This is a genomic window from Paenibacillus sp. FSL M8-0228 (genome assembly GCF_038007385.1).
Lineage (GTDB): Bacteria > Bacillota > Bacilli > Paenibacillales > Paenibacillaceae > Paenibacillus > Paenibacillus polymyxa_D.
This window is the reverse complement of record NZ_JBBOXA010000001.1, coordinates 5,748,979-5,768,223: the sequence shown is the minus strand read 5'-3', so window position 1 is coordinate 5,768,223 and position 19,245 is coordinate 5,748,979. Positions and strand designations below refer to the sequence as shown.

At 43.4% G+C, this 19,245-nt stretch carries 15 protein-coding genes and 1 pseudogene; 7 read left to right on the top strand and 9 right to left on the bottom strand.

From position 1 onward, the window contains the following. Window positions 1-899: 899 nt before the first annotated feature. Window positions 900-2,345, bottom strand: coding sequence for a DEAD/DEAH box helicase (locus MKY98_RS26115; protein ID WP_069012320.1), 1,446 nt, complete (start codon window positions 2,343-2,345; stop codon window positions 900-902). Between the two features lie 314 nt (window positions 2,346-2,659). On the opposite strand from MKY98_RS26115, the gene MKY98_RS26110 reads away from it, so the two are divergent. Beyond that, the gene (locus tag MKY98_RS26110) at window positions 2,660-3,070 is read left to right on the top strand and encodes a YjdF family protein (protein ID WP_069012319.1); all 411 of its coding nucleotides are present in this window, start codon (window positions 2,660-2,662) and stop codon (window positions 3,068-3,070) included. A 138-nt stretch (window positions 3,071-3,208) separates the two neighbouring features. Here the strand turns inward: MKY98_RS26110 and MKY98_RS26105 are convergent, their stop codons facing one another. Then, a complete protein-coding gene (locus MKY98_RS26105; protein WP_069012318.1) occupies window positions 3,209-3,655 on the bottom strand; it encodes a GNAT family N-acetyltransferase in 447 nt (148 codons plus the stop codon). 79 nt (window positions 3,656-3,734) lie between these two features. Beyond that, entirely contained in the window at window positions 3,735-4,316 is a 582-nt protein-coding gene (locus MKY98_RS26100; protein ID WP_069012317.1) for a TetR/AcrR family transcriptional regulator, read from the bottom strand. Between the two features lie 318 nt (window positions 4,317-4,634). Here MKY98_RS26100 and MKY98_RS26095 point away from each other — a divergent pair, with 318 nt between their 5' ends. The 3 genes from MKY98_RS26095 to MKY98_RS26085 all read left to right on the top strand — a co-directional run bounded on the left by MKY98_RS26095 (window position 4,635) and on the right by MKY98_RS26085 (window position 7,912). Next, window positions 4,635-5,696 (top strand): LLM class flavin-dependent oxidoreductase, encoded by a 1,062-nt coding sequence (locus tag MKY98_RS26095; RefSeq protein WP_069012316.1) that lies wholly within the window; start codon window positions 4,635-4,637, stop codon window positions 5,694-5,696. 24 nt (window positions 5,697-5,720) lie between these two features. After that, window positions 5,721-6,659 (top strand): alpha/beta hydrolase, encoded by a 939-nt coding sequence (locus MKY98_RS26090; protein ID WP_069012315.1) that lies wholly within the window; start codon window positions 5,721-5,723, stop codon window positions 6,657-6,659. A gap of 296 nt (window positions 6,660-6,955) precedes the next feature. Next, complete coding sequence (locus tag MKY98_RS26085) at window positions 6,956-7,912, top strand: endo-1,4-beta-xylanase (protein WP_069012314.1); 957 nt, start codon at window positions 6,956-6,958, stop codon at window positions 7,910-7,912. Between the two features lie 196 nt (window positions 7,913-8,108). Here MKY98_RS26085 and gnd read toward each other — a convergent pair whose 3' ends face one another. From gnd to MKY98_RS26065, 4 genes are all read right to left on the bottom strand, one after another. Next, complete coding sequence (gene gnd / locus MKY98_RS26080; RefSeq protein WP_069012313.1) at window positions 8,109-9,512, bottom strand: decarboxylating NADP(+)-dependent phosphogluconate dehydrogenase; 1,404 nt, start codon at window positions 9,510-9,512, stop codon at window positions 8,109-8,111. A 107-nt stretch (window positions 9,513-9,619) separates the two neighbouring features. Next, entirely contained in the window at window positions 9,620-10,966 is a 1,347-nt protein-coding gene (locus tag MKY98_RS26075; RefSeq protein ID WP_029518877.1) for a GntP family permease, read from the bottom strand. Window positions 10,967-10,993: 27 nt separating this feature from the next. After that, on the bottom strand, window positions 10,994-12,532 hold the full coding sequence (gene gntK, locus MKY98_RS26070) for a gluconokinase (protein WP_208332565.1): 1,539 nt from the start codon (window positions 12,530-12,532) through the stop codon (window positions 10,994-10,996). Next, window positions 12,525-13,256 carry a GntR family transcriptional regulator gene (locus tag MKY98_RS26065; RefSeq protein ID WP_029518875.1) on the bottom strand — a complete coding sequence of 244 codons (732 nt, stop codon included), beginning with the start codon at window positions 13,254-13,256 and terminating at the stop codon, window positions 12,525-12,527. Before MKY98_RS26065 ends, gntK begins: the two co-directional genes overlap by 8 nt. A gap of 212 nt (window positions 13,257-13,468) precedes the next feature. Between MKY98_RS26065 and MKY98_RS26060 the strand changes: the two genes are divergently transcribed. Both MKY98_RS26060 and MKY98_RS26055 read left to right on the top strand, forming a co-directional pair. Further along, complete coding sequence (locus tag MKY98_RS26060) at window positions 13,469-14,764, top strand: GntP family permease (RefSeq protein ID WP_025719225.1); 1,296 nt, start codon at window positions 13,469-13,471, stop codon at window positions 14,762-14,764. 21 nt (window positions 14,765-14,785) lie between these two features. Continuing rightward, window positions 14,786-15,931, top strand: a complete 1,146-nt coding sequence (locus MKY98_RS26055) for a glycerate kinase (RefSeq protein WP_069012311.1) — start codon at window positions 14,786-14,788, stop codon at window positions 15,929-15,931. Window positions 15,932-16,058: 127 nt separating this feature from the next. Here the strand turns inward: MKY98_RS26055 and MKY98_RS26050 are convergent, their stop codons facing one another. Together MKY98_RS26050 and MKY98_RS26045 are read right to left on the bottom strand one after the other, a co-directional pair. After that, complete coding sequence (locus tag MKY98_RS26050) at window positions 16,059-17,099, bottom strand: CdaR family transcriptional regulator (protein WP_029518873.1); 1,041 nt, start codon at window positions 17,097-17,099, stop codon at window positions 16,059-16,061. 223 nt (window positions 17,100-17,322) lie between these two features. Further along, window positions 17,323-18,453: an RDD family protein gene (locus tag MKY98_RS26045; RefSeq protein ID WP_256026111.1), complete on the bottom strand. Its 1,131-nt coding sequence runs from the start codon at window positions 18,451-18,453 to the stop codon at window positions 17,323-17,325. A 211-nt stretch (window positions 18,454-18,664) separates the two neighbouring features. Here MKY98_RS26045 and MKY98_RS26040 point away from each other — a divergent pair. Next, window positions 18,665-19,223, top strand: a pseudogene (locus MKY98_RS26040) (GNAT family N-acetyltransferase). The last annotated feature ends 22 nt before the right edge of the window (window positions 19,224-19,245 follow it).

Here is a 19,245-nt window from a genome sequence, read left to right as displayed (position 1 = left end):
GCACCTCCTCTGATCAAAAAGAAAACTATACCTGTATAACAAACGAAGATGACCGAAAGGGACACCTTTTTTAAATTTTTTTAGTATTAAATCTACTCTCTAAGAGAGTACGATAAAGCAGAACAATTATCACCAACGTTGTTGGTTTCATAGAGCTTGGATTTTTATTGTGGAAATAAATAGAATGATGAAGTATACCTATCAAAAATTTGGAAAGAGATTGTAAAAAAATAAAAAAGGAGATAAGAAATGAGGGTTTATGATAATGGGGGAGTCCAGATGGTGGTTGCACTTTTATATCCTGTTATAGCATTTGTTATATTAAGTAATAGTCATAGGATAGGTTCATGGACTATCCCGGCCATTATTGCAATTTTGTTTTGTCTGTTATGGAAAAATACTCTTTATGTAATCATCTCTAATGCCTTGATGTGGATTGTATCAGTACCTATGTGGTGGCTGCTAGTTGAACGTGTGAAAACAGACCAGGGCGCTGAAATTTTCATTTCGTCATTACCATTCATTATATTGTTATACATATTTGCTGTATTGCTACCCGAAATTTCAATTGTTCTATTTAGACATTACATTTTTAATAAGTTTAGACGTCGTAATAGTAAGTAATCTCTGAAACGATTCAGGAGTGCTTTTCCAAAACAACCTATGGATTAGGTAAAGTGGAAGGAATGAGAGATAAAATAAAATTAAGTTAAGTCATTGATAAGGTGAAGATGACTATTGGTTTTATCCAAGAGAGCACACAATTTTCTTGCAAATTCAAAATGGAAAGATGAATTAAACGATCAAGAGGTAAACTAGGCAATCCCACCCGTTAGCTAACGATAACCATCGGCTGTGCTGGGCGGGATTGCCTCACCCTCTTTAATGCAGCGTATTTTCTACTTATTCCCTTTGCGTACCTTTAACAGCTTGCCCTTTACGGTTGTATTCTTCATAATTTCAAGCACCAGTGGGCCCTTGCCATTCAGAATCTCAACATCTGTCACATTATCCAGAATCGTAATGATCCCGATATCATCTGCGGTGACCCCGTCAAGCTTAGCGATGGTCCCCACGAAGTCGACAGCTCTAAGTTTTTTCTTCTTACCGCCGTTAAAGTTCAGCTTCATAATCTGTTGGTTTAGTTGCTCGCGCTTATCTTTTTTGAGTGCGGTTTTTACATGCAGTTTCTGCTCAAAATCTTCTCTACGCAGATCAACAGCCTCTTCTGAGGGGGCCTTTACCTGCGGGATCACGAATCCAATATATGCTTCAATATCAGCTAATCTTCGGCCATCCTTAGGAGTGATGAGGGAAATGGCTTTCCCTGTTTTGCCAGCACGTCCCGTACGTCCTGTGCGGTGAACATAGCTTTCCTTCTCAAGGGGGATATCGTAGTTAATGACATGGGTGATATTCGTGATATCAATCCCTCTGGCAGCTACATCTGTTGCAATCAAGTAACGGAATTGGCCCCTTCTGAATGCATTCATTACCTCAAATCGCTCATCTTGCTCCATGCCACCATGAATGCGATCACATGGGTACTCGAGATCAGCCAATGCTCTGAATAATGTATCTACATTCTCCTGCGTACGACAGAAAATAATGCAACTGTCAGGATTCTCAACAATGAGCAGATCTTGCAGTAGTGCCAGCTTGTCTGACTCCTTCACCTGAATAAGAGAGTGATCAATTGTGGCGGTCGTTATACCGGTCGCTTTAATCTCTATTCTAACAGGATCTTTCATATATTTACGTGACAGTGTGGCTACGTCCTCAGGGAAGGTAGCGGAGAATAACATGGTAACCCGGTCACTAGGCAGCGCTTGAATAATCGACTGAACTTGCTCGATAAAGCCCATATTCAGCATCTCGTCAGCTTCATCAATCACGAGATAGGCAATCCGATCTAACGATAGCGTGCCTCGTTCAATATGGTCCAGTATACGTCCTGGCGTACCTACAGCCACATGCGTCCTTTGTTTTAACTCAGCCTTTTGGATATGAAAAGGATGCTTCCCATAAAGGGGCGTTGCTTTGATCCGCTTAAAGCGTCCAATATTCGTGATGTCTTCGGTGACCTGTAACGCGAGTTCACGGGTTGGCGTCAGGATTAAAGCTTGGGGCTTATTCTCATTCCAATCTACTAGCTCACAGATTGGAATGCCGTATGCTGCTGTTTTGCCGCTACCTGTTTGCGATTTGGCGACAAGATCCTTCTTCTCAAGCGCAACTGGAATGACTTCCGTCTGAATCTCTGTTGGCGTCTCATAGCCCAAGCTATTCAGTGCTCTTACAATTTCTTCACTTAATGCATAATCTGTAAAATGCTTCTGACTCATTTTCAACCTCTTCTGCGCTGTATTTGAATACCATTACATATATAATGTCATCGTGTATCGAACTTATACTCATCTAGTATACTCTATATCCACGTTCACTCTAATACATATCAGCGGTTTACAATATCATACAGAATTAATCTTTTCGTCTTGCTGTTTTCCAGTAAGGCAACTATACTTTTTCTGGGACGAAAAAACACAGTCTGGTTGGTAGTCCAGACGCATGAATGACTCTCAGATTCCAAGAGTACCATGTCAGTAACCTTCCCCCCTCGGGATGTCCATCGTTTCGATTTAAAATGAGGGGGTTTAAAATGAAGCTTACAGTTTATCATGATGGACAGTATTGGGTTGGAGTCGTGGAAGAGCAGGACCAAGGGAAATTGAAGGCAGCTAGGCATATCTTTGGTACAGAGCCTAAGGACGAGGAAATTCTCCATTTTATCCGTGAGGAAATGTGGGAACTTGTTGGTCGGCTCTCACAAGAGGTGGCTATAAAGTGGTCTGAAACGAAGAAGGTCAATCCGAAGCGGCTAGCAAGGCAGGCAGCGTATGAATTAAGACAGAAGGGGGTCTCCTCCTATGCACAAGAGGCCCTAAAGTTAGAGTATGAGAAGCGCAAGCTGGAGAAACATGCTTACTCTAAACAGCAAAGAGAATCCATGAAGGCACGGATAAGGGAATTAAAGGAGAAAAAAGCGAAAGAAAAACATCGCGGGCATTAATAAAACCTCCATCCTTATCCACAATTGTTACGCATGTTTTATATCAGCATATGTGAAAACATGTGTTACGCACAAAGGGCACCCGATTGGGTGCCCTTTAAACTGTCGTTAGCGCGGAGAACCGTATCAAAAGTATTGTTACGATGAAAAGTGAACCCAGTCTCTCCCTTGGACAGCATCCATCTTTTTAAAGAAAATTTGAGCGCGTTTATTCTCAGTAGAAGTTATCCAGGTCATATGAGCATATCCATGATTTTGTGAGTACTTTTGACATTCTAAAAAAAGCTGTGATTCTACTTCTGTATCTCTAAAGGGTTCCATTACAAATAGGTCGTTCATAACTATGATTTTGTCTGCTTTCATCGTGCTAAAGGTAAAGAATAATGTAGCAAAGCCGATTAATTCTCCATTTTGTTCCGCCACAAATTGTATACCGTTTTGCTGCTCAAAAAGGGTTTGAATCAAATTATGAATTTTTTCGATAGGTGGCCTAGGGTTTTGATAAAAACCAACGATGTATTCATACATTAACTCGGTCAAACTGCTTAAATCATCAGGCTTAGCGTTTCTTATTAAAAATGACATTAGATGCACTCCCTTTTTATTAGTTTTGAATTATTATACATAATAAAGCATATATATTCAAAGTTGAATTCATTCCGAATTACTTAAGAAGTGTAAGTGTCACCTCTATCGTGTTATCAATAAATGATCGTTCTGGACGAGACTTTATCATTACGGTCAGTCCAATTAACGATACGACTAGCGCCTGTGATACAGCCTTCACATTGAGCCCGATCTCAAGCTCACCTGATTGTATACCTCTTTCAATGGTTTCTTGAAATATAACCGCTAGGTACATTTGATGCTCCCTTGTAAGAATTTCAAACTTCTCATCATGGGGCGCAAGTTCAACCATTGTATTAATGCAAAAGCATCCTTTTCTAGGATTTTCCGCATATTCCTCATCGACCACACCTTCAAAGAAAGTCCGAAATGCTTCTTTTACAGATGGATTGCTTTGAAGCTTGGTTCGGATCAGAGAAGCACGGGACATCATGTATTTGCGCAGCGCAGCTTCGAACAATTCTTTTTTGCCTCCAAAAGTGGAATATATACTGGGTCGTTGAATTTCCATTCTGGAAGTTAAATCACTCAATGAGGTAGCTTCATATCCCTTCTCCCAAAATATTTGCATAGCTGCATCTAATACTTTATCTTCGTCAAATTCGCGGATTCGTCCCATAATCAATACCTCTCATTACTCGTAATTTTATTCTTAATTCAATGACTCTGATCATAATTGTCAGGGGTCTTCATTTGCGTACCAATTAGTATGTTATTATCTTATAATTAGCCCGTTATATTGTCAAATGCAGATTGGTTTATCGCACCAAGGAGATATCAGTATGAGGATAAATTAAAGTGTTTTTACTATATTTATTGACAGTATTCTTTTTAATGAGTTATATTTACTGGGAAAAATATTTTACCGATCGGTATGATATTTTACTGGTATTTAATTAGCATACAAAGAAAGCTATTAGAATAGGAGAGATGGACCATGGAGATAGGTATTACTTCGTTTGTAGAAACAAAGCCTGACGTTCAGACAGGTGAAGTGATAAGTCACGCACAGCGATTGCGCGAAGTTGTCGAGGAAATAGTCCTTGCTGATCAAGTGGGACTTGATGTGTTTGGGGTAGGTGAGCATCATCGGAAGGATTATTCGGCATCTTCACCAGCAGTTGTGCTGTCAGCGGCTGCAGGGCAGACGAAACGGATTCGGCTGACCAGTGCAGTGACAGTGCTTTCTTCAGCTGATCCCGTTCGCGTTTTTCAGGATTTTGCTACGCTGGATGGTATTTCGAATGGACGTGCGGAGATTATGGCGGGCCGAGGTTCCTTTATTGAATCTTTTCCACTGTTTGGCTATGACTTGGAAGACTATGATGAGCTGTTTGAACAACATTTGGAATTGCTCCTTAAAATACGGGAGTCCGAAAAAGTAACCTGGAAAGGCGGACATCGGCCAGCGATTAACCATTTGGGTGTGTATCCACGGCCGGTTCAGAATCCTTTACCGATTTGGGTTGGCAGCGGGGGCAGACAGGATTCTGCTATCCGTGCAGGTTTGTTAGGACTGCCCTTGATGCTGGCGATTATTGGCGGGAATCCGGTGAATTTTGCACCGCTCGTGCAGCTTTATAAGAAGGCAGCAGCGCACGCTGGTCATGATGAATCGAAGCTTAGGGTTGGGTCGCACTCGATAGGATTTGTCGGAGAGAATAATGAGCAAGCTGCAGATACATATTTCCCTTCTACGATGGCAGGTATGAATAGATTGGGCAGGGAGCGGGGCTGGGCACATTATGATCGTTCTAGCTACGATGCCGCGCGCAGCTTTGAAGGTGCGCTGTATGTCGGCGATCCAGAGACTGTTGCCCAGAAGATCATTCACCTTCGCAAACATGTAGGTGTTACTCGCTTTATGCTGTATGTTCCGTTAAGCACGATGCCGCATGCGGAAGTGATGAGAGCCATTGAGCTGCTAGGAACAGAGGTAGCACCCCGAGTTCGGAAGGAAATAGCCAAGTGGGAAGCGGAGACGGAGAAAACATTATAAAAACCAAACATAGGAGTGATTTGCGTGGATTTTGAAAATCGTTTATTACCAGAATTAAGGTCAGTAATCGCACAATTTCCTGGTTTTCAACTGGAAGAGAACTTAGAGCTGAGCAGGAGCTATTTGTCGAGTCCTCCTATTGAGCAGTCGGAGCACGTACGCACGACAAGCCGGATGATTCCGAGCGTAGCAGGCGAGATATTAGTCAAAATCTACGAACCTGCCCAGCGAACTGACGTTAGGCTTCCGGCCATGCTGTGGATTCACGGGGGAGGCTATGTGATGGGGCATCCTGATATGGACGATGCTTTGTGCGAACGCTTCGTGCAGGCGGCCAAAAGCGTCGTCGTATCGGTCGATTACCGACTTGCTCCCGAGCATCCCTACCCAGCTGCCATCGATGACTGTTATGCGGCTTTGACGTGGATGACCGACAAAGCGGAGCTGCTGGGCATCGACTTAGATCGGGTCGCAATTGCCGGAGCAAGTGGGGGCGGCGGTCTGACCGCAGCACTTGCTTTAATGGCTCGTGACAAAGGCGGGCCAGCCCTCATTTTCCAAATGCCGCTGTATCCGATGATCGATGACCGCAGTATTACGGCGTCAAGTCATGAAATTACGGCCGTTAACGCACCATGGAACCGGAAGAACAACTTGGCGGCCTGGAACATGTACTTGGGCAATCGTACCGAAGATAGCGAGGTGTCCCCATATGCGGTGCCGTCGAGAGCGGAAAGCTTGGCTGGCCTGCCGCCGACCTATACGTGCGTAGGCCAGCTCGATCTATTCCGAGATGAGACGATCGAATATGTGGCACGTCTTGCCCAAGCGGGCGTAGACGTTGAATTCCATCTGTATCCCGGCACATTCCACAATTTTGAAGGGATGGTTCCGCAAGCAGAAGTAAGCCAACGTGCTAGCCAAAGTTATGTAGACGCAATTGCAAGAGCCCTTAATCCTTAACTATTAAATGGGCAGTCTCCAAAGTGATATGTTCCCAAAAAAGTAGGCAGGTTAAAACTTGCTGCTGTAAGGGGAGCATATCACTTTTTGCATCAACCTTTTTTGTCATTTCGGAGTTGTTTGGGATAAAGGAGCATCAGGTTTTCAGTCGCCCCGCAATGATGTAAAGTTTTTCGGGTAAAATCTTTACTTTTATATGTAGCAGATAGTAACCTTACATTCTTATAATTGGAAATGTAAGCGATTTATTTTAGAGTGGGAATATTAAAAAACTATACGTATGAGGAGGAGATTGTATGTCGAAATTTAAAGTGGGCAAGTTGGTAAGCAGCTTGGCGTTGGCGGGTGTGTTGTTATCATCAGTTCTGATAAACCCGGCTAGTGCCAGTATGGCGAACGGTGGCAAATTCCTCGGGAATGTCATTGCGGGCAGTGTCCCTCCTAGTTACGGGAAATACTGGAATCAAGTGACGCCGGAGAACTCGACTAAGTGGGAATCGGTTGAAGGAAACCGTAACAACATGAACTGGTCACAGGCCGATACCGCCTACAATTATGCCCGTAGCAATGGCTTCCCGTTCAAGTTCCATACGTTGGTATGGGGTGCCCAGGAGCCAGGTTGGGTTAGGGGGCTGTCGGCTGCTGATCAGAAAGCGGAAGTGACTCAGTGGATTAAAGCAGCAGGTCAACGCTATCCGAATGCGGAGTTTGTAGATGTGGTGAATGAGCCGCTTCATCAGAAGCCGTCCTATCGCAATGCCATTGGTGGTGACGGGTCGACCGGATGGGATTGGGTCATATGGTCGTTCCAACAGGCAAGACAAGCCTTCCCCAATGCCAAGCTGCTGATCAATGAATATGGAATTATCAATGATCCTTCGTTAACCGACCAATATGTCAATATTATTAATCAGCTCAAGAGTAGAGGCCTGATTGACGGAATTGGTATCCAATGCCACCAGTTTAGCATGGACACTGTTTCAGTTAACACGATGAACACTGTACTGAACAAGCTGTCGGCAACAGGATTGCCAATCTATGTGTCGGAACTGGATATAACTGGCGACGACAACACCCAGCTTGCCAGATACAAGGAGAAGTTTCCGGTACTCTGGCAACATTCCTCAGTGAAGGGAGTTACGCTCTGGGGATATATCCAGGGGCAAACTTGGAAGCCGAACACACATCTGCTGAACTCTAACGGCACGGAACGTCCCGCGCTCCAATGGCTGAGACAATATCTGCAAAGATAAGCTATGGGTGGCACCTAAACCCCAACAGATGCAAACTTTTGCCAAATGTCTGGGCTGGGTAGATGTTTATTTGAAGAAGTCTTGGCTGAAATGTTATACGCCCAAGGCTTCTTTTTATTTAGCTTAAACGAGGAGTGCCCTAATGAAGGGAAGGAACCACTTCATTAGGGCACTGGAGATTTACTACCACTATCGATCACTGCCAGTTTGTATGAAAGGACCCTGCTGCATCACTTCGTTCATAAGTATGGGCACCAAAATAATCCCTTTGTGCTTGCAAAAGGTTAGCATTTGAAATGCCTGTCCGGTAACTATCGAAATAAGTAAGTGAAGCACTTAAACATGGAAACGAAATAGCAGAATTAATACCCTCACAGACTACTTTTCGCAATCCCAATTGATATTCTTTAACTTTTTCAGCAAAATACGGGGCGATTAATAGATTAGCCAAATTCGGTTGTTCTTGATATGTTTCGCTTATTACGTTTAAGAATTCTGCACGAATGATGCAACCACCACGGAAAATAAGGGCAATATCCTGTAAAGGTAAATTCCATCCGTAAAGCTCAGAAGTCATTTTATATTGTATAAATCCTTGCGCGTAGGCACAAATTTTACCCATATAAAAAGCTTGTCTAATGTACTCAATCCACACAGCTTTATCTAAACTTCGCTGATCAATCTCTGGGCCTGTCAGGATATTTCCTGCATAAACTCGTTCTTCTTTTAAAGAGGAGATGTAACGGGCAAACAATGACTCTGTAATAATGGATGATGGGATTCCATGATCAATTGCTTGAATACTTGTCCATTTACCTGTACCCTTTTGCCCTGTTTTATCCAGAATCACATCGATCAGAGGTAAGCCTGTTATTTCATCTTTTTTTCGTAAAATCTCTGCGGTAATTTCGATTAAATAACTTTTCAGTTCCCCTTGATTCCATGTTTCAAAGATGTCGGCAATTTCATTAACAGATAAACATAGCCTCTTTCTTAAAAATGTATAGACTTCTGCGATTAATTGCATATCTGCGTACTCAATTCCGTTATGTACCATTTTTACAAAGTGACCGGATCCTTTTGGACCCATATAAACACAGCAAGGGTCTCCGTCTACTTGGGCTGCTATTTTTGTTAGAATAGGAGATGCTTTTTCATATACGTCTTTATCTCCACCAGGCATGATCGAAGGTCCATGTAAAGCCCCAACTTCGCCGCCGGAAATACCGATTCCTAAATAACCGATTCCTTTTGACTTCAATTCATCATATCTACGTTCCGTATCTTTGTAATGGGAGTTACCACCGTCCATGATCACATCGCCTGCTTCAAGGAAGGGTACTAATGTACCTATTACCGAATCAACCGGTTTGCCCGCTGTTACCATAAGGAAAATTTTCCTTGGAGTTTTTAAGGAGCAGACAAAATCTTGAATTTCGTAGTAGGGATGGATGGAGTGACCTTCACTTTTTTTGACAAGATCGTCCGTTAAATCCCTCGTATAATTATAGACAGCGACTTGCTCGCCTTTACCAGCCATGTTTAAGGCGATATTACGGCCCATTACCCCTAAACCAATGACACCCATTGTGTTGGACATTTTTTCTGCTCCTTTTGTTTGAAATGAATAGGCCGTAGATCCTCACTTATAAACTTAGAAGATTCTAAGAAAAATAAGTGGGGGATCTACCGCCCGGGAATCGTGGTTTATACGAATAAACTTAGTACTAAAATAAATCCTAATCCGGCTACCGAAATGATGGTCTCAAGCAATGTCCATGTTGCAAATGTTTCTTTCATGCTTAAACCAAAATACTCTTTAAACATCCAGAAACCAGCATCGTTAACATGTGAAGCTATTAAACTACCCGCTCCCGTGGCGAGCACAACTAAAGCAAGATTAACGTCGGATTGTCCTAACATCGGTATAACTAAACCAGCGGTTGTTAAAGCTGCAACAGTTGCAGAACCTAAGGAAATACGTAAGATTGCAGCGATGATCCAGGCAAGTAAAATGGGTGATAATGTAGTTCCATTGAATAATTCAGCTACATAGTCGCCTACGCCGCCATTAATCAGTACTTGTTTGAAGGCTCCGCCGCCCCCAATGATTAAGAGCATCATCCCAATATGAGTAATAGCCGTTGTACAAGATGCCATTACATTTTTGATTGGGATTTTTCTTGCTATTCCCATGGTGTAGACAGCTACCAGTAAGGAAATTAACATGGAAGTTGATGCATCACCAATAAAACGGATCGCTGCTAGTAAACTATTATCTTCAAATCCCATTGTTTTTTGAAGCAAAGTTATAATCGTAGCAATAGACATTAAAATGACAGGAAGCATTGCAGTAAATACACTGATTCCAAATCCAGGAGTTTCCTCGGACTTAAATACTTTTTGTTCACCTAAAGAGGCAATATTACCAGTTTTCGTAAATGATGCAGGTACGAGTTTTTTGGCAAGCTTCGTAAATACAGGTCCAGCTAAGATAACGGTTGGAATGGCAATAATGAAACCGTAAAGTAAAACCTCACCAAGGTTCGCGCCATATTCACGGGCAATAACTGTCGGCCCTGGGTGTGGAGGTAAGAAACCGTGTGTTACGGATAAAGCTGCAATCATCGGAATACCGAGATGTAAGATAGAAACCTTTAATTGTTTTGAAATGGCAAATACGATTGGAATTAACAATACTAATCCTACCTCAAAAAATAGCGCCACACCGATAATGAATGAAGCAGCTACGACCGCCCATTGAATATTTTTTTCACCAAATTTGTCTACGAGGGTCATGGCAATTCGTTGAGCACCACCAGAATCAGCGATCAACTTACCTAACATCGCTCCAAGTCCAAAGATTAACGCTAAGTGACCAAGGGTTCCGCCTAATCCGGCTTCGATGGTTTTAACAATTTCTTCTAAAGGCATTCCAAGTGCTAAAGCGACGCCGAACGATACAATGATTAATGAAATAAAGGTGTTCAATTTGAAGCCCATGATTAAAACGAGTAATGCTAAAATTCCAATCGCTACGATAACTAATGGCATTGTAATTACCCCCTGCTTTTTATCTTTTTAGTGTTTAATTAAGCTTCTTTGATAATTGGAAATCCGTGTATAATCGTCTTCTAATACTCTGGATAGGTTAATGAAAATCGGCAGCAATTTCCTGTATTCCTTGGTTGCTTCTTCTTTTGGTGTATGTTTGTTGGTACTGCCAACCATTTCAGAGACGACTTCAAAGGACTGGATTTTTCCGGTGGCATACAAGCCTAAAATACAAGCTCCTAGACAAGAACTTTCGTAGCTTTCTGGAACGACGACTTCAGATGCGAATATATCGGACATCATTTGCCGCCAAACATCTGACCTCGCGAAGCCTCCAGTAGCTTGAATTCGGGTCACAGGACCGTCCATGCATTCAGTTAATGCCAAAAATACGGTGTACAAATTGTAAATGACTCCTTCTAGGGCTGCGCGAATCATATGTTCTTTCTTATGTGACATCGTCAAACCGAAGAATGAGCCACGTACGTCTGGATTCCATAAAGGCGCACGTTCACCAGCCAGGTATGGATGAAATAACAATCCGTCAGATCCTGGTCTTACACGTTCAGCAATCTTGGTTAGTACATCATATGGATCAATTCCTAGTCTTTTCGCTGTTTCTACTTCTGATGAGGCAAGTTCGTCACGGATCCAGCGAAGGACCATCCCGCCATTGTTCACCGGCCCCCCAATAACCCAGTGCTTTTCTGTTAAGGCATAACAAAATATTCTTCCCTTTTCGTCTGTTTGAGGCTTGTCTATAATGGTTCGAATGGCACCGCTTGTCCCAATTGTGACGGCAACCTCGCCTTTTCGTATCGCATTTACACCTAGATTAGAAAGGACTCCATCGCTAGCTCCAATAACAAACGATGTTTGTGGATCGATCCCCATCTTTTTTGCTAAATCTGAATCACAGTTGGTAAATATCTGGGTTGTTGGCACGAGCTCAGATAATTGAGAAGGGGTTATACCCGCAATTTTTAATGCTTCTTCATCCCAATCTAATTTTTCTAGATTCATCATGCCCATGGCAGAAGCTAGGGAATAATCCACTACATATTGATCAAAGAACTTTTTGAAAATATATTCTTTAATTCCGATATACTTTTTAACCTTGACAGCGGTTTCAGAAAGATCATTCACAATCCAAGCTATTTTTGTTAAGGGTGACATGGGGTGAATGGGTGTTCCTGTTCGTTTATAGACTTCATGGCCAATCAGCTCATCTTTTATTTTATGTGCCCATGCTTCACTTCGATTATCTGCCCAAGTAATACAAGACGTAAGCGGGCGGTCATGTTCATCCATCGCAATGACACTATGCATGGCACTGCTAAATGAAACAAACGATAGCTTTTTTTGTGAGTGATATTTCATGATATTCGAAATGGCCTGTAGGACAGCCTGAAATATCTCTTCTGGATTTTGTTCAGCTGTCGCTATGTCCGGTGTATAAAGCGGGTATCCAATATTCTCTTGTTGGATGACTTCGCCCTTTTCGCTAAATAGAACGGCTTTCGTACTTGTGGTCCCGATATCTACACCCAACATATAGTTAGTCATTTGGTTGCACGACTCCTTTAGATAGCATTTGTTGTGACATCCATAGGTCTTCTACTTTACCTTGAACATCATCAAAGTTTTCATGTAAAGACTTGATCATGAGGTCTCTATCTTTTGCTTTGATTGCTTCAATATAAAGTTCGTGATTGTTTATAATCCGTGTAAAATCTTCATACTTTTCTTTGAAACGCATACGCATCGACAAAAGAATGAGACTTTCCATAACAGGCTTTAGATTATTCCAAATCATCAGAATATGAGAATGATTGACTGCACGAATAATCGTTTCATGGAATAAGACATCTTGATATGAAAACTCATCAGCATCACCATATTTAATGGCGACTTTCATCATTTCGAGTATTTTACTAAGTTCCTTCGCCAAATCATCAGTGTCCATCTTTACAAGACGTTCAAATACGAAGGATTCTATGAGCAGACGGACATCATAAATTTCTTCTATTTCTTTTTCTGATAAACCAATAACAACGGCTCCCATTCTTTCTAATCGAATGATATTTTCGGATGCCAGTATTTTTAACGCTTCACGAATGGGTGAGCGACTTACAGTGAAATCAGCAGCTAGTTTATTTTCAGATAATATGGTACCGCTTTCAATCCCGCCAGAAATAATGCGCATTCTAAGCTCGGAAGTTACGCGATCACCAGCTGAGGCTTTTAAAAGCCATTTGGAGGGATATAGGAATTCTGATTCGACCATCATTTCACCTTCTCAATTAATCAAGTATACTTGTATACAGGTATTATAATCTTAAATTTTAAATTTGCAAGCGTATTCATTAAATTTGTTTTGTAAGCCTGTTCGGACTTTTTTGTGCAAATGCACAATCAATTTCGTCTGTTCTTCAATATTTTTCACATACAGCAATCGATATAATGAAAGCGTAATCAAAAATTGCCCGGGGGGTTAGACAGATGGAAGGATTGACGATCAGTTGGATAGGGGCTCTGGCAGGGCTGGCTATTGCAATTATTCTGATATTAAGAAAGCTGAATCCGGTTTATGCTTTATTTTTGGGAGCTATTGTAGGCGCTTTATTGGGCGGAGCCAATCTGGAGCAGACGATCAGCGTGTTAATAAGCGGTACGCAAAGTGTGATGGGGACGGTCATTCGTGTGCTTGCCGCAGGTGTATTGGCAGGCGTAATGATGGAATCCGGGGCGGCGGAGACGATTGCGCAGGCTATTGTAAAGAAATTTGGCGGTAGTAAAGCGATACTCGCACTAGCCTTAGCGACGATGATTATTACGGCGGTAGGTGTATTTATTCCCGTTGCCGTGCTGATTGTGGCACCTATTGCATTGTCGGTCGGTAACAAAATGGGGATTTCCAAGCTGGCGCTCCTGTTGGCTTTGTCTGGAGGCGGAAAAGCGGGGAACATCATCTCTCCCAATCCTAATACGATTGCGGCGGCGCGCGGATTTAATCTGGATTTAAGCCACGTGATGTTGGCGGGCGTGGTTCCTGCGATATGCGGTTTAATCATGACTGTATTGGTGGCATCTATGTTGAAAACCAAAGGTGTGAAGGTGTCCGACCAGGATATTATGGACAGTGATGTCGATACATCGAAATATCCAGCGTTGGGACGGGCGATTGTAGCCCCGCTGGTAGCTGTTATTTTGCTGATGATTAACCCGATTGGTTCCATCTCCGGCATTGAAGCACTTTCGAGTTTCAAGGTGGATGCGATGTACATTTTGCCGATCGCCGGGATTGTGGGTATGCTGGCCATGGGACAAGGGCGCAATATCCTGAAGTATTCGGCCTCCGGTTTAAATAAAATGACAGCGACTGTGCTGATTTTGATCGGTGCAGGCGGGATTGCCGGTCTGATCTCTGCCTCCAACTTGTCTGCACAGGTGGTTGGCCTGATTGAAGCTTCGGGAGTTTCCGGTACATTTTTGGCACCGCTTGCAGGTATTCTGATGGCAGCCGCCACGGCGTCCACCTCGACGGGAGTTATTTTGGCGACAGGCTCGTTTGGGGAAGCCATTCTGAACATGGGAACGGCCCCGCTCGCCGCAGCTGTGATGGTGCATACAGGAGCTACAGTCATTGATTCCTTGCCGCAGGGCAACTATTTTCACGTCACGGCAGACAGCATGAAAATGAGCATTAAACAACGGATGGGATTGATTCCTTACGAAGCTATTGTGGGTGGGACGATGGCAATTGTAGCGACACTCATGTATGGATTTTTACTTTAATATTTACAATGGGGTGAGAAGATGAGAGAGAAAACATTTGTGCTGGCACCAGATTCTTTTAAAGAAAGCATGACGGCTAAAGAAGTGTGTATCGCGATGGAGAAAGGACTGCGCAAGGTCTATCCAGCAGCGAATTACGTCCACGTACCGATGGCGGACGGCGGTGAAGGAACGGTGCAGTCACTGGTGGATGCGACAGGCGGACAGGTTCGTTATATTGAGGTGACAGGACCACTTGGAGAACCTGTAACTGCTGCATACGGCTTGCTGGGAGACGGCACCACGGCGGCAATCGAGATGGCATCCGCCAGTGGAATCCATCTGGTTAACAAGGATAACAAGAACCCGTTAAAGACAACCACCTACGGTACAGGGGAGTTAATCCGTGAATGTCTGAACCAGGGAATTCGAAAAATTATCATCGGCATTGGCGGAAGCGCGACGAATGATGGCGGTACAGGAATGGCGGAAGCACTGGGCGCCAGATTTCTGGATGCAACAGGCAATACTCTTCCGCGCGGTGGCGGTAGTCTGGGCGAGCTGGCCAGTGTCGATATTTCATCACTGGATGACCGGTTGCAGCAGGTACAACTGATTGTAGCCTGTGATGTGACAAATCCGCTGTGCGGAGAGCATGGGGCCTCTCAAGTATTCGGGCCACAAAAAGGGGCAACCCCGGAGATGGTGCAGCAATTGGATGCCAATCTTGCCCATTATGCCGATGTGGTGAAGCAGCAACTAGGCAAGGATGTGCGCGATCTCCCAGGCGCAGGCGCAGCAGGTGGATTGGGTGCGGGCTTATTGATTTTCACTCAAGCGGCGCTGCAAAAAGGCATTGAAATTGTGATTGAATACACCGGTTTAAAACAAAAGCTCGCCACGGCCGATATCGTTTTGACGGGGGAAGGCGGTATTGATTTTCAGACTAAATTCGGTAAAACTCCTTATGGAGTAGCTCAGGCGGCCAAACAGTCTGGCAAAAAGGTTATTGCGGTTGCAGGTTATATCGGGGAAGGGATCGACACGTTGTACAAGGAAGGAATAGATGCGGTGTTCGGCATCGTACCGGGAGCCTCGGAGCTCGGTAAGCTGCTGGCCGAAGGGCCGCAAAACGTAGAGCGTACGTGCGAGAATATCGCAAGAGTACTTCAATTCAGCGAGAAGTGAACCGAATAATACGAGCGCTCGCCTGTAATCCCGAGCTTAGCTAAAGCCGGATTGACTGAGAAATTGGGAGTGCGGCGAGCGGATACATGATATTTCTGGCGTATGGTCAGGGGCGTGAAACAGCTGTTCATTGATACAGTGCCAATAAGCCGTGCGTAAGCTCAAAAAGCTGAAGGAGATTCCGGGGATCTTTACCAGTTAAGGTATGGATGCGCTTCAGGCGGTATTGCAGCGTATTTCGGTGAATGTTTAATTCATCTGCCGTAAAGGAGACACTGCCGTTATGGTTAATAAAGCTTCGCAGCGTATCCAGCAAATCCACGGTATCCTCCAGCTTGCTCACCAGATAGATCGTGTTCGTCAGGTTCGTTTGACTCAATTTGACCAGAAATTCGACTTCCGCAAAAGAAATTTTTTGCACAGGCGGGCGCAAAGCCAGTAAAACATTCATAGCTGACTTGGCTTGCATATAAACATCCGCAATGTTGTGCTCTTGTCTGCTGACCGTAATCAGCACATCGGGATGGCTGCGCACAAGTGGCTCTAGCAGTTTGTCTGTCGGTTCCTGATTTTGTATTAGGACGAGATAACAATCTTCCTCCATACGAAAGGAGGGATGCTGCATGAATATATTGGACAACTCGGCTAAATGAGCTGGATCAGCAGGCAGATACTTTACATATACAGCCGAAGTTTTTAGAAGCAAATCAATGTGATATTGAGCTGCTTCTTTTTTTATTTTTTGCGTGTAGGCTCCCTGATGATTCAATAACATTTCCAGCACAGATTTTTTGCGATTGGCTTCATAGGCCAGATGCTCCAATGAGATGCGCTGTTCGATCAGGAGAGATACTGTAGTTTTAACAATATTGCAAAAAGGACGCACTTCATCAGGATTGCCTGAAATACCAATCACGCCAACTAACTCATGATGAATGACAATCGGTTCGTTGGTTCCCTTTTTCTCATAGTGGCCGTCCTGCCACACTTCAATCATTTTCCCGGTTTCGAGCGCCTGAACAGCTCCTTGGTGAATGGTTCCGATTCGTTCACTCTCGCCGCTGCCAATGATGATGCCTCGTTCATTCATAATATTGATATTGTATGGAATATCCTTCATCATTTTGTCTACGATGTCTTGGGCTTGTTTTTCGGAGAGCTGAAACAAATCCGGATTCCTCCTTTATCTATCGTGATATAGTGTACCTTAATGTACTACCTTTATGAAAGGGTTTCCAATTTATTGTGCATCTGAACAATATGATAAGGCAGGTCGCCGAGCATGTCAGTCCATTTTATCATAGATGTGAAGAATCGTTGTACGCAAAAAAACAGGGCTCTAAGGAGCACCTGCTTTTTGTGTCTATCCTTTTTATTGCCAGCCACGCTGACTAATGACGAACCTCGCGGAAGCTATAGATAATGTCGTGCAGTTCTTTCTTTAAACGGCCGTCTTTAGACGCTGGGGCATATCCTAGCACCTGGTAGTAATCCTTTTCGGTCTCTATAATCGCTACGTGGGTGATATATTTATCCACATCTTTTTTACCTTTAATCGCGAACTCAAGGGCAGGATATCCATGAATGGTTGTATTAGAGACAGGTCCTACACTGGACAGGTTCCACTCTTTGGTTAAGTTATTTTCAGCTTTCTTACCATACTGTTGGAGAGTTATATTGCCCAATTGCTTTTTCGAGTGGGATAGTACCACAACGGACTTTTGAATGTACGGATTAAATATCGCAATCTCTGCTTTTCCTTCACGGTCCGGATCTGTTGACCAGTCCAGTGGGGCTGTGATTTGAAATCGTCCATCTTTACTCACATAGCTTTGCTCTTTCTTGCTCACTGGAGCTTCAGGAGGCACGTAACTATTTGCCAGTATAAAAATAGCATTTACAAACGAGGCTCCCAAGATCACCATGGCGGTAAAAAATATAAACAGCGAACGTTTCATTGTCTTTTTGCTAATCGGCTCTAAATCCCGTACCTTTACAACATATGTACCTGCAGCTAAATCACCAATTCGTTGTCTAGATGCAGTTACTAACACGCTGATACCAGCAGGTATCCCACCCATTAGCAACGGATTGGTATCGATTAGCCTGAGCAGCGTACGAATGAGTGATTTAAGAAAACCAGGAGGCTTACCTTCCCCGTTAACCACCTTAATACGAAAGACGAACTTACCCAGCGTATAGCCTGTGTAACCTTCCAAAAGCAAATAATAGCTGAAGAAAGCAATAAGCAGAATACAACGGGATGCAATCGCTAAAGGCCAAAACCATCTATCCGTTATTTGAATGACAGAAATAAAGAAACAAATATACCCAAGATAAAAAAATATGCAATCAAAAACTGTTGCTCCCCACCGTCTAAACAGAGTAGAGTTCCCGTATGTTTTTGATAACGCCGCCATCCTGTTTGGATCTACCCCATAATTTTGACCATGCCGAATGTACATCTGTCTTGAAGATTCCTGCGGGTTGTGTGGTACGTGCTGTTCGTCCAAAAAATACACCTCTTCTTAATAATTAAAAACACACTCCTTATATTAACGGTCATTTTACAATCCATGTTTAGGAAAACATTCTATAAACAAAGAAATTATTATAAATATCCCTTCCTCTCATTTACTCTATAATTGGAAGAAGAAAGTAACGATAGACTCGGGAGGTATGGGTATGCAAGAAGAGCTGGCAAAAGCGAACAAGGCAGCAAGAGGTGAGAATGTGAAAGGTGAGTTTCCGGTTATAACGACCGAACGTCTCGTATTACGAAAAATGGTAGCGACGGACAGCAAGGACATGTTGGAATACTTTTCAGATGAGCAGGTTATGAAGTTTTATGGACTGAGCCCGTTTGAGTCTGAACAGGATGTACTGGATGAGATCAGTTGGGTATGATCGGATTTTTGAGACAGATCAGGGAATACGCTGGGCTCTTCAAACGAATGAAGGTAAAATCATCGGTTCTTGCGGGTTTCATAACTGGGACCAACGTCATCACCGGGCAGAAATGGGCTATGAATTGTCCAGAGACTATTGGGGCCAAGGGTTAATGTTGGAGGTACTTGCAGCTGTAATCGACTATGGGTTTAATACCCTCTCATTGAACCGCATTCAGGCGCTAGTAGAGCCAGAGAATGCACAATCCTTGCGTTTGCTCGAAAAAGCAGGCTTTCGGCAGGAAGGGCTCCTCTCCCAATATGAATTTACGTCCGGGAAATATGATGATCTTTACATGTGCGCATTGGTCAAATCAGAGTATATCAATCGTTCTCAGAAATGATAGATGAGGTGAATCAAGCGGG